The sequence below is a fragment of the Pirellulales bacterium genome (assembly GCA_036499395.1).
Classification (GTDB): Bacteria; Planctomycetota; Planctomycetia; order Pirellulales; family JACPPG01; genus JACPPG01.
Map to the genome: position 1 here is coordinate 157,099 of DASYDW010000095.1, position 14,500 is coordinate 171,598.

At 60.9% G+C, this 14,500-nt stretch carries 11 protein-coding genes; 5 read left to right on the forward strand and 6 right to left on the reverse strand.

The genetic code is table 11. The features are described 5' to 3' along the window. Positions 1 to 7: 7 nt before the first annotated feature. Positions 8 to 2,002, forward strand: a complete 1,995-nt coding sequence (nadE, locus tag VGN12_17440) for an NAD(+) synthase (protein HEY4311238.1) — start codon at positions 8 to 10, stop codon at positions 2,000 to 2,002. Between the two features lie 242 nt (positions 2,003 to 2,244). Here nadE and VGN12_17445 read toward each other — a convergent pair whose 3' ends face one another. The 3 genes from VGN12_17445 to VGN12_17455 all read right to left on the reverse strand — a co-directional run bounded on the left by VGN12_17445 (position 2,245) and on the right by VGN12_17455 (position 4,260). Continuing rightward, on the reverse strand, positions 2,245 to 2,934 hold the full coding sequence (locus tag VGN12_17445; protein HEY4311239.1) for a biopolymer transporter ExbD: 690 nt from the start codon (positions 2,932 to 2,934) through the stop codon (positions 2,245 to 2,247). 113 nt (positions 2,935 to 3,047) lie between these two features. Next, entirely contained in the window at positions 3,048 to 3,521 is a 474-nt protein-coding gene (locus VGN12_17450; GenBank protein HEY4311240.1) for a biopolymer transporter ExbD, read from the reverse strand. Positions 3,522 to 3,630: 109 nt separating this feature from the next. Next, a complete protein-coding gene (locus VGN12_17455) occupies positions 3,631 to 4,260 on the reverse strand; it encodes a MotA/TolQ/ExbB proton channel family protein (GenBank protein HEY4311241.1) in 630 nt (209 codons plus the stop codon). A gap of 300 nt (positions 4,261 to 4,560) precedes the next feature. Here VGN12_17455 and pelA point away from each other — a divergent pair, with 300 nt between their 5' ends. The 4 genes from pelA to VGN12_17475 all read left to right on the forward strand — a co-directional run bounded on the left by pelA (position 4,561) and on the right by VGN12_17475 (position 11,713). Further along, positions 4,561 to 5,676 (forward strand): pectate lyase, encoded by a 1,116-nt coding sequence (pelA, locus tag VGN12_17460; protein ID HEY4311242.1) that lies wholly within the window; start codon positions 4,561 to 4,563, stop codon positions 5,674 to 5,676. Between the two features lie 143 nt (positions 5,677 to 5,819). Beyond that, positions 5,820 to 7,637, forward strand: a complete 1,818-nt coding sequence (locus tag VGN12_17465) for a redoxin domain-containing protein (GenBank protein ID HEY4311243.1) — start codon at positions 5,820 to 5,822, stop codon at positions 7,635 to 7,637. Positions 7,638 to 7,806: 169 nt separating this feature from the next. Further along, positions 7,807 to 9,705, forward strand: coding sequence for a sulfatase-like hydrolase/transferase (locus VGN12_17470; GenBank protein ID HEY4311244.1), 1,899 nt, complete (start codon positions 7,807 to 7,809; stop codon positions 9,703 to 9,705). Then, positions 9,695 to 11,713, forward strand: coding sequence for a LamG-like jellyroll fold domain-containing protein (locus VGN12_17475; GenBank protein HEY4311245.1), 2,019 nt, complete (start codon positions 9,695 to 9,697; stop codon positions 11,711 to 11,713). The genes VGN12_17470 and VGN12_17475 overlap by 11 nt, the downstream gene beginning before the upstream one ends. A gap of 89 nt (positions 11,714 to 11,802) precedes the next feature. Here the strand turns inward: VGN12_17475 and VGN12_17480 are convergent, their stop codons facing one another. The 3 genes from VGN12_17480 to ilvC form a co-directional block, all read right to left on the reverse strand. Next, positions 11,803 to 12,693: a radical SAM protein gene (locus VGN12_17480; protein HEY4311246.1), complete on the reverse strand. Its 891-nt coding sequence runs from the start codon at positions 12,691 to 12,693 to the stop codon at positions 11,803 to 11,805. Positions 12,694 to 12,870: 177 nt separating this feature from the next. Continuing rightward, on the reverse strand, positions 12,871 to 13,164 hold the full coding sequence (locus tag VGN12_17485; protein HEY4311247.1) for a hypothetical protein: 294 nt from the start codon (positions 13,162 to 13,164) through the stop codon (positions 12,871 to 12,873). Positions 13,165 to 13,454: 290 nt separating this feature from the next. Continuing rightward, positions 13,455 to 14,459, reverse strand: a complete 1,005-nt coding sequence (gene ilvC / locus VGN12_17490) for a ketol-acid reductoisomerase (protein ID HEY4311248.1) — start codon at positions 14,457 to 14,459, stop codon at positions 13,455 to 13,457. Between the last annotated feature and the right edge of the window lie 41 nt (positions 14,460 to 14,500).

Genomic DNA, 14,500 nt, shown 5'->3' on the forward strand with positions numbered 1-14,500 from the left:
CCGTTTCATGAAGCTCGTCAAAGTCTCGGCGGCGGCTCTGAACCAGACGCCGCTCGATTGGAACGGCAATCGGCAGCGAATTCTCGCGGCGATCGCCGCCGCGCAGGCCGACCAGGTCAGCATCCTGTGCCTGCCCGAGTTGTGCATCTCGGGCTATGGGTGCGAAGACGCGTTCCAATCTCCAGGCGTCCAGCAAACGGCCGCCGACGTGCTGGCCGAGATCGTGCCGCACACGCAAGGCTTGATCGCTTCGCTAGGCTTGCCCGTTCCGTACCAGCACGCGCTGTTCAATGCCGCCTGCCTGGTCGCGAATGGCAAGATCCTGGGCTTCGTGGCCAAGCGTTTCCTGGCCGGCGACGGCATTCATTACGAGCCGCGCTGGTTCAAGCCGTGGCCGGTCGGCGAGCACGCCCAGGTAACGATCGCCGGTGGCACTTTTCCGCTGGGGGACGTCGATTTCAATCTCGGCGGGATCAAGGTCGGCTTCGAGATTTGCGAAGATGCCTGGGTGGCCGATCGACCGGGAGCAGAGCTTGCGCGGCGCGGGGCCGACGTGATTCTTAATCCCAGTGCCAGCCATTTCGCCTTCGGCAAGATGGAAATTCGCCACCGCTTCGTGCTCGAAGGTTCGCGCACTTTCGGTGTCAGCTACGTGTACGCGAATCTGCTGGGCAACGAGGCCGGCCGCGCGATTTACGACGGTGGCGCACTCATCGCGACCGGTGGCAAGCTGGCCGCGACCGGGCCGCGATTTTCATTCGCTGATTGGCAACTGACGACCGCCGTGGTCGATGTCGATGCCACGCGCATGCAGCAGTCGCGATTGGGCAGCTTCGAGCCGCGGCTACAGACCGACGGGGCCACGATCGCCGCGCCGTTTGACTACCCGCGGTTACAGCCTACGAGCGCCAAATGTGAGCGCGCTGCCTGGGAGACTGGCCCGCACGTCAAAGAGGAAGAGTTCGCTCGCGCGGTTTCGCTGGGCTTGTTCGATTACATGCGCAAGAGCCGCTCGAACGGCGTCGTGATTTCGGCCAGCGGTGGGGCCGATTCGTCGGCCGTGGCCTGTCTCTCGGCGATGATGGTCGAATTGGGGGCCGGGGAGCTGGGCCTGGAGCAGTACAAACAAAAATTAGCCTATTTGCCGGCAGTCCAGACTGCTGCTTCGACGGCCGAATTGATCAAGAGTCTCGTCACTTGCGTCTATCAATCGACGCAGAACAGCTCGCAAACGACTCGCGATGCCGCCGCCGGCGTCGCTCACGCGATCGGCGCCCAGTTTTATGAATTCGACGTCGATCGCTTGGTGCGCGATTACGTGGCGATGGTGTCGGGCGCGGTCGGGCGCGAGCTAACCTGGGGCCAGGACGATCTGGCACTGCAAAACATTCAGGCGCGGGTTCGCGCGCCGGGCGTGTGGATGCTCGCGAATTTACGATCAGGCCTGTTGCTGGCCACCAGCAATCGTTCCGAGGCCGCGGTCGGTTACGCCACGATGGACGGCGATACCAGCGGCGGCCTGTCCCCCATCGCGGGCATCGACAAGGCGTATCTGCGCTCCTGGCTGCGCTGGCTCGAGGTGGCAGGACCCGCCGGCGGCCGTCCAATTCCCGCGCTCGCGGCCGTGAATTGTCAGCCGCCAACGGCCGAGCTGCGTCCGGCCGAATCGGGTCAAACCGACGAAGCGGATCTGATGCCCTACGAATTGCTGGACGCCATCGAACGGGCCGCGATACGGGACAAGCTGACGCCGGTCGAGGTCTTCGAGCAGATGCGACCGCGATTCCAGCAGTACGCACCTTCACAGCTAGGCCTGTGGGTCGAGCGATTCTTTCGCCTGTGGTGCCGCAACCAGTGGAAACGCGAGCGTTATGCACCGTCGTTTCATCTGGACGACGAGAACCTCGACCCCAAGACGTGGTGCCGCTTCCCAATCCTCTCCGGCGGCTACGAACGCGAGCTGGCCGAGCTGCGAAACTACGTCGCCACACTACAGCCGTAGTGCAAACACCCCTCTCCCTCTGGGAGAGGGCAGGGTGAGGGGGCGCTGCGAATGAATCGTCAACGCAAGTGAACTACCACTTGCCCGATTTCTCTTCCACGGGGAACGAGAAAACCTGGTGTAACGCCCTGCGAGATTCGACCGGTCAATCAATCATGGGGCGATTACCCCCCACCATACGCTATCCCCCACGGGGGAGAGGGGGTTAATGGTCGCACCGCTCTTTGTGATCGCCCACGCGTTTATTCTTCGTCCTTCACAGCCAGTCGGACGTCGTCGATGCCGACGGAGTGGGCCGTATCCATTACGGTCACGGCCGCACCGTGCGAAGAGTCGCTGTGGCCGACGACCAGGAGTTTGCCTTTGCCGCCACTGCCGCCGGATAGTTGTCGCAGCTTGGCGGCCAGGTCGTTGGGGGTCATAGCGACCGATTCTTCAACCCACATTGTGTCGTCCGCGTCGAGGCGAACGACGATAAAGTCGGCGTCGTTTTCGAAATCCTGGACGGTGCGCCGCGCCGTGGCCTTGCCGGTGGCGCCGGTCGGGGGCGCGGGCGTGGGCATTTCAATCGACGCCTGCTGTGAATTGAACGACGTGACCATGAAGAAGATCAATAGGAAGAAGACGATGTCGACCATCGCCGTCATGTCGATCATCTCTTTGAACTCGAGCTTGGCCGAGCCGGGGCGAACCAGCGGCGGCCGTGGACCCTTGCGCCGTTTGGGCGTGCCCGTGGCGATGAGCCCTGACCGACTGAGCGACTTGCTCCCCGCGAGGCTTCCTGATTTGCTGCCGGAAAGGCCGCCCGACATGCCGCCGCCCGAGGTGCTGGGGGCGGGGGCCGGCGGCGGGGCAGCCACGGGTACGACCAACTCGACACCGCAGCGCGGACAGCTTCCCTTGCGCCCGGCAAAGGAGTCGTCGATCTTCAATCGACGTCCGCAATTTTTGCAGTGGAAGGAAATCATTTGCGACAGTAGTCGGTAGTTAGTAGTCGGTAATCGGGATGCTTCTGGCTACCGACTACCGTTTACTGGCTACTTCCTCAGTCCTTCTCCATCACGGCGAAGTTGAGTTTCATTTCTTCGCTGGCGGCGCCCACGGCCGAGCCAATGCGCGCCGTGGTGGCCAGCGGCACGAAATACTCGGCCTTTAGCACGACGTTCGTTTTTCCATCTTTGCGCGCCTGCTGCACGGCTGCTGCCACTCGCTCTTCGAGTTGGGTGTCGGGCACCAGTTCGCCAGACCCGACTTCGCCGATGTAGACCGACGGTTTGTCTCCCCGCTCCTTGGCGACAATGCTGATCAACAGCGAGTTTTCCATGTCGGCTGCCGAGACATGCGTGGCGGCGGGCAAGTTCAACTCGGCCAGAGCCGTCACGAGCGACGTCACCAGGAAAAAGATATTGAGCATGAACACCAGGTCGATCATCGCCGTCATGTCGACATGCGTATCGAGTTCCTCGGTGCTCTTTTGAACGAGCGAACCGGCTTCGAAGGATGATGCGAAATCGCTCATGCCGGGTAGAGGTTAGGGTTTGGTCTTTTATTGATAGAGTGGTTGGATTGGCGATCGCCCTCACCCTGCCCTCTCCCCAAGGGAGAGGGATTTTTGGGGTGCGTCGGAATCACACCGGGGGGCGGAAGCGGCTTAGCAGACGCATCAGGGCGTGGCTGAGGGTTTCTTGTAAATCACGAATGCGAATGTTCAAGGTGTTGGCGATATAGCCCAGCGGAATGGCGGTGCCCAGGCCCATGGCGGTGCAGATCAAGGCGACGGCGATCTCGTCGGCGATTTGCGAAGGCTGAACTTTTTCGCCGGTGCCGATGCGTCCGAAGGCCGCCATCATGCCTAGCACCGTGCCGAACAGACCCAAGAGCGGGCCGTTGCGAACGACGGTCAGAATCCAGTTGATGCGGTTTTCCATCGGTCCCAACACGTCGCGCTGCAACCGTTCGGCGACGACCTGGCGGAGGTCATCCTGATCCAGGTCGCGGTTCATCAGTACAACCCGCGTCAATTGCGGCAGCGCGCGCGGGTCGAGTTCGCAACGCTCGATGGCCGCTTCGAAGTCGCCGGCCGAGAGGGTTTCGTTCAGCTCATTGAGAAACTGCTGCTGCTCGTCGTCGCTGCGAAAGCGCAGCTCGCGCAGCCGGCGCCAGACGAGGATCGCGCAGAACAAACCGAATAACAAGTTCAGGGCCAGGAACCCGTAGGTGGAATCCCCCAGGAACTTGGCCAGCAAATTGACGTTCATGTTATGATGATGTTCCTGTTCGCCCCACCGCCGCGCTACCGCATCGGCGATCGATATACAAACGTCGCACAGGTGGTGATCGCCAATCGACTTAACACTGCCGCCCGAACGGCAACTCAGTCGAACGACACTGTCCTTCCGACGACACTGTCGATTCGACGGCGACCCCTCGCACACCCTGCCTTCGGTCGAGGGCGTGCTGCACGGCATGGCGGCGCAGCGGCCCAAACATTCATCATGCACCCCCTCGGCTCGTTGGGCAAGAACGAGCAGTGGTTTTCGAAAGTGAAAACATAATTCATGCCTTACATCCCGGCAATTTGTCAGGTTCGCCGCGAGTTTATTGGCTGGGCGTGGCCGATGATCGTGCTGCTAATTTCCCTTGGATCGGCCGGGGCGGAAGAGCGGGCCAGGGATTTTCTACATAAGCCGGACGACTGGTTTCGCACGCCCGCCGGGCGGACGACGCTCGATAACATCTTGTCGTTTCAATCGCCCGCCGCCAGTTGGCCGAAGAACACGGATTGCGTTTCGGCGCCGTATGCGGGTGAACCAGGGAAACTGCATGGTACGTTCGACAACGCAGCCACGACCGATGAGCTGCGGCTGCTGGCCCGCTCGTGGAACGTCACGCGCACGCGGCGAGACCGCGAGGCCTTTTTGCGAGGGCTGGACCATATCCTGTCGGCCCAGTATCCGACCGGTGGCTGGCCGCAGTATTTTCCCCCGGGCGATGGCTATGCGCGCTATATCACGTTCAATGACGACACGATGGTGCGGCTGATGACGCTGTTGCGCGAAGTCGCTACCGCGGACGGCTATCAGTTCGTCGATTCCGCGCGCCGCGAGCGCGCCGGCGCGGCCTTTGATCGTGGCATTGATTGCATCGTGCGTTGCCAGGTACGGATCGACGACCGGCTGACCGTGTGGTGCGCGCAGCACGACGCCGTCGATTGGCAGCCACGGCCGGCGCGAACGTTCGAGCTGGCGTCTTTGAGCGGTTCGGAATCGACACGGATCGTGCGGCTACTGATGAGCCTCGACCGGCCCAGCCCTGCGGTCGTCACGGCGATCGATGCGGCGGTGGTGTGGTTCGATCACGCGACGCTAACCGGCATTCGTCAGGATTACCAGCCCGACCCGCAGGCGCCCAAGGGGGAAAATAAAATCATCGTGGCCGACCCGGCGGCGCCGCCGTTGTGGGCCCGATTTTACGACCTGGCGACGGAAAAGCCGATCTTCGTTGATCGCGATGGCGTGCCTCGCGCGCAGCTGGCCGACATCGGCTATGAGCGGCGCAACGGTTACGCCTGGCTAGGAACCTGGCCGCAAAAGCTGCTGGACGACGAGTATCCGGCCTGGTGCCAGCGACACGGGCATACGCCGGTGATTTCAGCAAAGGTCGAAGCGCGATAGCAACGAGCTGACGAAAGAAGTTGCCACGCCTGATCGGGCCGGTTACGTTCAGGGAACTTCGATAGCGCGCTATTGAGCTACTGGTTGCATTAACTCTTGGTCGAGGCGCGCATCACGATTCCGCACACACGAGAGGTTGATCGATGCGCAGTCATCGCGCCGGGGTGGGATTCTTGTTCTGGTCGGTCGTTGTCCTGGTGCCGCTCGTGGCGCAGGGGGCGAAGCAGACCTCGGTCGGTCAGCACGTCGACGATTTCACGCTGCGAGATTTCCACGGCAACAGCCACGCTCTGGCTGACTATCGCCAGAGCAAGGTGATCGTGCTGGCCTTCGTCGGTACCGAATGTCCGCTGGTGAAGCTCTACACGCCGAGGCTGGTGGAACTGGCGAAAGAATACGAGGCTCGCGGCGTGCAGTTTTTGGGCGTCGACGCCAACGTGCAGGACACGCCGACCGAGATCGGCCGCTATGTGCTGGCCTTTGACGTCGGCTTTCCATTGTTGCGGGATGCCGGCAACGTGATCGCCGATAAGCTATCGGCCGAGCGAACGCCGCAGGTCTTCGTATTGGACGAAAAGCGCGTGGTGCGCTATGCCGGGCGGATCGACGATCAATTCGGCATTGGCTACCACAAGCAAAAGGCCGAACGGCGCGAACTGGCCACGGCGATCGACGAGATTCTGGCCGGCAAGGAAGTGACACAGCCGTTAAGCGACGTGCCAGGCTGCCTGATCGGACGTACGCGCAAGGTGGAACCGCACGGCGACATCACGTTCAGCAACCAGGTTGCGCGAATTCTCAACAAGCATTGCGTCGGGTGCCATCGCGAAGGGCAACTAGCGCCGTTCGCGCTCACCAGCTATGAAGAGACGCTGGGTTGGGCCGACATGATTCGTGAGGTCGTCGACCAGGGGCGGATGCCCCCCTGGTTCGCCAATCCCGAGTTTGGCCATTTCAGCAATGATTCGAGCATGACGGCCGACGATAAGGCCGCGCTCAAGGCGTGGGTCGACAACGGCTGCCCCGAAGGGGATCGCGGACAATTGCCGCCGCCGCCGACTTTCGCCAGCAAGTGGCAGATTGGCGAACCGGATGCCGTGTACGAAATGCAAGAGTCGTACACCGTGCCGGCCGAGGGCGTGGTTGACTATCAATACTTCCAAATCGATCCCGGCTTCACCGAAGACAAATGGCTATCGATGGCCGAAGCGCGGCCGGGTAACACCGCGGTCGTACACCATATTGTGCTTTTCTCGCTGCCGCCGGGAACGAAGATTCGCAGTCCCGAGGAAGCGCAGGCACAGGGGCAGATGATCGCGGTCTATGCTCCCGGCATGCCACCCTGGCGTTATCCCGAAGGAACGGGGATCAAGATCACGGCCGGCTCGACCTTTTACATTCAGATGCACTACACCACCAACGGCATCTCGCAAACCGATCGCAGCATGGTCGGTTTGAAGTTTGCTGACGCCGCGACCGTGAAGAAAAAGGTGATGTACGGCATGGCAGTAAACGCGGGCTTCGAGATTCCGCCGCACGCCGACAACTACGAGGTGATCTCGAAGGTGAAATTCAGCCGCGACATGATGCTGTTGAACTTGTTCCCGCACATGCACTATCGCGGTAAGTCGTATCGCATCGAATCGGAAATGCCGGACGGCACGCGCGAGGTGCTGCTGGATGTGCCGCATTACGATTTCAATTGGCAACTGCGATACGACCTGACGGAACCGAAATTTCTGCCCAAGGGTTCGCAGTTGATTTGCATTGGGCATTTCGATAATTCCCAAGGGAACCCCTCGAATCCCGACCCGAATAAGGCCGTTCGCTTCGGCCTGCAGACGTTCGAAGAGATGCAGGTCGGGTATTACACAATTGTTCGCGCTGACGAGGACTTAACCAAGGGCGAGCCCGAGCCCAAACGGAAGAAGTCAAAGAGGGCCGAGACGCCCGCGAAGTGACGGCAGCCAAATGACAGTAGACTCCGGCGCGCTTTAATGGGCGGCGGCGTTTTGCAATCTCGCGGGGCGCGCGGGATGCGGTGCGGGTTCGTGTGATTCTTGTCGATTCGTGGTTAGACTGCGTAGCTGGCTTGCTCAGTTCCACGATTGTCGAAAACGAATCACGATCATGTCGAAACTCCGACGTTCTCTTTCGTCGCGTATTCTGTGCGCGGTCCCTTGCTTTTGTATCGCCATTGTCATGGCCGCGCACGTGGGCGTAGTGGCTGCTGACGACCCGCGGCCGAATGTTCTTTGGCTCACCAGCGAAGACCACGGGCCGCATCTGGGCTGCTATGGCGACAAGTTTGCCACGACGCCGAACGTCGATGCCTTGGCCGCCAAGGGGATGATCTATCGGCATGCCTGGTCGAATGCGCCCGTCTGTGCGCCAGCGCGGACGACGTTGATCTCGGGCATGTACGCACCCTCGACTGGCGCCGAGCACATGCGCAGCATGGTGGCGTTTCCGACCGGCAAGCAAATGTTCCCCCAGTTGCTGCGTTTATACAACTATTACTGCACAAACAACAGTAAAGAGGATTACAACGTAACTAGTCTGGGCCAAGTATGGGGTGACTCGTCGAATAGAGGTCATTGGCGAAATCGTGCACCAGGCCAGCCATTTTTTGCCGTGTTCAATTCGACCAAGAGTCACGAGAGCCAGATTCGCACGCGTCCACACGCGCTCGTGCATGATCCGGCCGACGTGCGCGTGCCTGCTTATCATCCCGACACGCCCGAGGTGCGTCACGACTGGGCGCAATACTACGACGGTGTCAGCGCGGCCGATGCCGACGCGGGCAAACGCCTGCGCGAACTGAAGGAAGATGGCCTGGCTGATTCGACGATTATTTTCTATTTCGCGGACCACGGTTCCGGTATGCCGCGATCAAAGCGCTCGGCGTGCAATTCCGGGTTGCAGATGCCGCTGGTGGTGTACATCCCCGAGAAGTTTCGGGCTCTACGGCCGGCCGATTATCAGGCCGGGGGTGCGACGGATCGGCTGGTGAGCTTCGTCGACTTCGCCCCCACGGTGCTCGACCTGGCGGGGATCGAGCCGCCTGCGTGGATGCAGGGGCATGCTTTTCTCGGTCCCCACGCTGCGCCGCCGCAGCCGTACGTCTATGGATTCCGCGGTCGCATGGACGAGCGGTATGACATGATGCGCAGCGCCACGGATGGTCGGTTCGTCTACGTGCGCAATTACATGCCGCATAAGCCGCCCGGCCAACACGTGAGTTACATGTTCCAGACCCCCACGACCACGGTGTGGCACCGCCTGTTCGAAGAAGGAAAGCTTGCAGCAGCGCAGGAGGCATTCTGGAAAAAGAAGCCGGCCGAAGAGTTGTACGATCTGGCGAACGATCCTGACGAGATCAAGAACCTGGCCGGAGATCCGGCGCATCAGGAAATACTCGTGCGGCTGCGCCGCGCACAACAGGATCTAGCGCTTAGGATTCGCGACCTCGGGTTTCTGCCCGAGGGAGAGATTCACTCTCGCAGCGCCGGCACAACGCCGTACGGCATGGGGCATTACCGATCTAAATACCCGCTCGATCGGATTCTGGAAGCGGCCGAGCTTGCTTCGCGCAGCGACGGTGATTCGGTCTCCCCCTTGGTCGAGTACCTTCGCGACGAGGATAGCGCGGTGCGCTACTGGGGCGCTATCGGGTTTCTGGTGCGCGGGGAGACGGCCGTACAGGCTGGGCAGAAGGCGCTGGTGGCAGCGCTCGACGATTCGTCCCCGTACGTGCAGATCGTGGCGGCCGAGGCGCTCGGGCGTTACAGCGCGGAGGTCGAACGTGAACGGGCCCTAGCACTGTTGGCGAAGCTGTCGAACTGCCAGGAAAACAATGTCTTTGTCGCGATCGCGGCGCTGAACGCGATCGAGGCGGCGGGCAAGCTGCCGGCGGCGATGATCGACGTGCTCAAGCGGTTGCCGGCGAAAGGGCCTGTGCCCGACTCGCGTTACGCGGAGTACGTGGGGCGTTTGATTGGGGATTTGGGAGCTTGGCATGAGCGGTAAGTCCCTGCCGCTACCAGGGCGTGCGCTTTTGCCTCGGCAGTTGGCCGGTTATCATCGAGCACTCGTGCCAGATTCGGCCCGCCGCGATATCTACGCCCGCCCCCCGAGGATTCTCGCCATGTATCGGATTGCCGCCCAGTGTTTCGCGATGCTCGCCGTGACGGCGATTCTTTCTGCCACGGCCTTGGCCCATCCCGATCACGTCGAGCACGATCTGTTGTTTCACTTTGCCGCGGGGACGCACGAGATTCAAAACGGCGCCTGGCAGGACATGACGCATCAGGCCACGGCGCAGGTGTTTGGCGCGCCGCGGTTTCGCAATTTCGGCCCAACCGAGGCGCTGGCCTTCGAGGGTGATGAATATCTCAGCCTGGCCGGCACGCTGGACGACGCGCGCAAGCTACTGCCGACGCGGGCCATGACGGTCACGGCGTGGGTTCGCCTGGATGCATTGCCTGAACGGGGCACGATCGTCAGCTTTCAGAGCAAGTCTCGTAATAATCGCGACGGTTGGGTGTTAGGCTTTAACCACGAGTCGTTCGCGTTTGGGTTAACGGCCGGCGGCGAGCAAGCCACGGGCAATCCGCCCGTGACTTACATTGTCGGCAAGACGCCGCTGGCGAAGGAACGCTGGTATTACGTGGCCGCCACGTACGATGGGGCGCGGATGCGATTGTTCGTCAATGGCGAACTCGAAGCCGAGTCGAGCGCTCAGGCGGGCGACATTCGCTATCCGGAAAACGGCGCCTATTTGATCGGCGGCACCGCCAGCCGGGCGCATGATCTTTTCGAAGGGGGGCTCTATGAGCTGAAGTGCTACGCCCGAGAATTGTCTCCCGACGAAATTCAGAAAGTCGCCAAGAAGAACGAAAACCTGATCGCCTGGGCTCCCACGCCGGAAACGGATTTGATGTTTCTGGTGAAGCCGTATTTGCAGTTCGCCACGGCCGACTCGATCACGGTGATGTGCGAGACATCGCGTCCGGCCAAGATGCGGGTGGAATACGCCGAGTTGCGTCCGCTCGAACAGAAGGCCGAAACCGCCGAGGCACAATTGATCAGCGAGGTGACGCTGACCGGGCTCAAGCCCGCCACACGCTACTTTTACCGTGTCACTTGCACGGACGATAAGGGGCAAGAGCTGCGCGCACCGCAGTATTCGTTTCAGACGATCACCGGTGAATCCATGCCCTGGGCGTTTGGCGTCATTGGCGACACGCAGCGCAATCCCGAGGTGACCCGCAAGTGCGCCGAGGGGATATTTGCGAAACGGCCGAATTTCCTGATCCATTGCGGCGACGTCGTGGACGACGGATTTGCCAAGAATCAGTGGCTGCAGGATCTGTTCGAGCCTTGCGCGCCGCTACTGGCGCAGATCCCGATGTACCCCGTGATCGGCAATCATGAAAAAGATTCGCACTGGTACTACGATTATTTCGCGCTGCCGAAGCCCGAGTATTACTACACGTTCCGTTACGGCAATGCGCAGTTCTTCATGATCGACAGCAATAAGCCGCTCGGTCCGAAGTCACCGCAATACGAATGGCTCGAAAAGGAGTTGGCCGCGTCGAAGGCCACCTGGAAATTCACCTGCCATCATCACCCTTGCTTCAGCTCGGAAGAAAACGACTACGGCGACCATAACAAGGGGGCCGAAGGATCGAAGTTCGGTTACGGCGACCGCAACGCCCGGCAGTTGGTGCCGCTGTACGAGAAGTATGGCGTCGACATCGCCTTCAACGGTCACATTCACATGTATGAACGAACGTGGCCGATCTTCGAGATGTCGATCAACCAGCAGCAGGGAGTCCGCTACATCACCAGTGGCGGCGGTGGCGGATCACTCGAACAAGCGGCCCCGCAGCGGACCTGGTTCAACCTGCACTTTCAGAAGGCGTATCACTATTGCTACGCCGCGATCAGCGACCGGACGATCGTCTTCAAGGCCTACGACATCGACGGCCTGATGTTCGACATGTTCGAATTGACGAAGGCGCCAGATCGGTAGGCGGCACGCATAACAATTGGTTGCGGATTCACTCCGATCAGCGTCAGCAGGGCTGCCGGCGGCTCCAAAATGCGGACCCCCACGTACGACTAAAGGCCACCGTAATACCGGCGCGTCGTAAGCCCCGTCTTGCTGCGAACGAGTTCGACGATCTCGTCGACGTCGGCGTTCGAAAGCGGGGTGACGTTGGATTCTGCCGGACGGCGGGCCACGGTGTAGATCTGCACGAGCGACAGTTTTCCACCGGCGGCCGTGATTTCGTTCAGGCGATCGCAAAAGGCCGAAAGCTCTGCAGGGCTCGGCGGGCTGCCTGCCACGCGCATGAACAGGGATTGAATCACCAGCGGTCGAACGCGGGCCGCCGCGCTGATGTTGTCGAGGATGCGGCGGAAGGGGATCGTCGTGCGTTCGATCAGGTAGTAATACTCGTCGGTGCCCGCTTCGAGCTTGGCCCAAATCTCGCCCTGGTTCGCGTCGAGAATAGCCAGCCCTCGCTCGACGGCCGGCCGATGGAACATGCTGGCGTTGGTGATCAGCACCATCTTTACGGCGTCGAGAGCGTGACGGCGCTTCACATCGGCGCAGGCCGAAACGATTTCGTCGAAGTCGCGATACGTCGTCGGCTCGCCGTCGCCGCTGAAGGCTATGTCATTCAACCGCCGTAAGGTCACGGGCGTGTCTCGAAAGCGCGGATGCGCAAACAGCTCGCCCGTCGTGACCAGCGACAACATGTGATCCAACTCGGCGAGCAACTGTTCGCGGCCGACAAATTTTGTTTCACTCGTGCTGACGCGATCCACCTGGCAGTAGATGCAATCGAAGTTGCAGACCTTGTCCGGGTTGAGATTCACGCCGATCGATACGCCCCCTGAGCGCCGGCTGACGACCGGATAGACAAACCGGTTGGTCTCGAACGAGCGCGGGTGCTCGCGAAAAAGCGGAGTTGATTCACTCGGCGGCTGATCGACGTGTGGGTCCATAAGCTTCGTTGCAAATTGCAATCAACGGTGCTTCGGCCCTCGCGAGATTCTCTTTCATCTCTCTCCCCTGTGGGGAGAGGTTCGGTGAGGGTATATCGCTCGCGTTTGATAATCGTTCGCTGTTCGCCCCTCACCCTGCCCTCTCCCGGAGGGAGAGGGGATTTGGTGCCGCGGCTCTTAGCCTAAGCGGCGTAGTTGCGAGAACTCGTCCATCGTGACGGTGGTCAGCGAACCGTCGGCCAGCTTCAAAACCACCAGGTCGCTGAATGCTTTGTCGTCAACGTTGCGGCGAAAGTGCAGCCCATGCCGGCGACGCTCGAAGCGGACGACCGTGCCCACGGTCTTTGTGTTCCAGATCTTCTGCCCCACTTTGACCTGGTGCAGCACTTCGATGCGATCACCCGGCTTCAACTCGTTGATCGCTTCGCGGGTCGTGATCTCGGTCGTGGCCGTGGTTGGCACTTGCGACATGGCACTCACTTATAGGGATTCAAACGGAGCAATTGGCACTGGTTTGGGCGTGGCTGCTCAATTGTCGCCGTCCCGGCGGGCCGGGCAAGCCCAAGTCCGAGACCGTTGCCGCGCCGGTCCCGCCACGGACTTTTCAAAAGCACTTCGTAAATGGCGTGGATTGCTATGGTTCGCCGTTGCGCTACGCGCCCTCACCTGCCCTCTCCCAGGGGGAGAGGGGTTTGGAATGTGCTGCACGCGTACCGGTGGGCAGCTCTGGGTTTATCCAGATGCTTTGGCCTTGGGCCGGCTTAAACTTCCTTCGAGTTGATCCAGCTCATCAGGCGGCGCAGTTGGCGGCCCACCGTTTCGATCGGGTGGTTGCGCTCGCGGCGGCGGGTGGCTTTGAAGGCTGGGGCGTTGGCCTTGTTTTCCAGGATCCACTCGCGAGCGAACTGACCCGACTGAATCTCTTGCAGGATTTTCTTCATCTCGGCCCGGGTCTCGTCGGTAACGATCCGCGGCCCGCGGGTGTAATCGCCGTACTCAGCGGTGTTCGAGACGCTATACCGCATGTAGTTCAAGCCGCCCTGATAGAACAGGTCGACGATCAGCTTCAGTTCGTGCATACATTCGAAGTAGGCCATCTCGGGCTGGTAGCCCGCCTCGACCAGGGTCTCGAATCCAGCCTTGACCAAGGCGCTGACACCGCCGCACAGTACGACTTGCTCACCGAACAGGTCGGTTTCGGTCTCTTCGGCGAAGGTGGTTTCGATGACGCCGCCGCGCGTACCGCCGATCCCCTTGGCATAGGCCAGACCGAGCTTGCGTGTCTCGTCGCTCGCACCTTCGCTGAGCGCGATCAAACAGGGGACACCGCCGCCGCGTTCGAACTCGGCACGCACCAGGTGACCGGGTCCCTTGGGGGCTACGAGCAGCGTGTCGACACCTTTCGGCGCTTCGACCTGACCGAAATGGACGTTGAAGCCGTGCGAGCACATCAGAATATTGCCCGGCTTTAGATGCGGCTTGATGCTCTGGCGATAGACGTCCCCCTGCACTTCGTCGGGAAGCAGGACGTTGATCATGTCCCCCTTCTCGGTCGCTTCTTCGGCCGAAACCGGCTTGAAGCCGTCTTTCACCGCCAGATCGTAATTCGCGCTACCGGGACGCTGGCCGACAATCACGGTGCAACCGCTGTCGCGCAGGTTCAACGCATGGGCGTGCCCTTGCGAGCCGTAGCCCAGGATTGCGATCGTCTTTCCCTTCAGCAGGGCGAGGTCGGCGTCTTTGTCGTAGTAGATCTTGGCGGGCATGAGCGTGGGTTCCTCGGTTTGTGTGTGCGGTTTGGAATGTT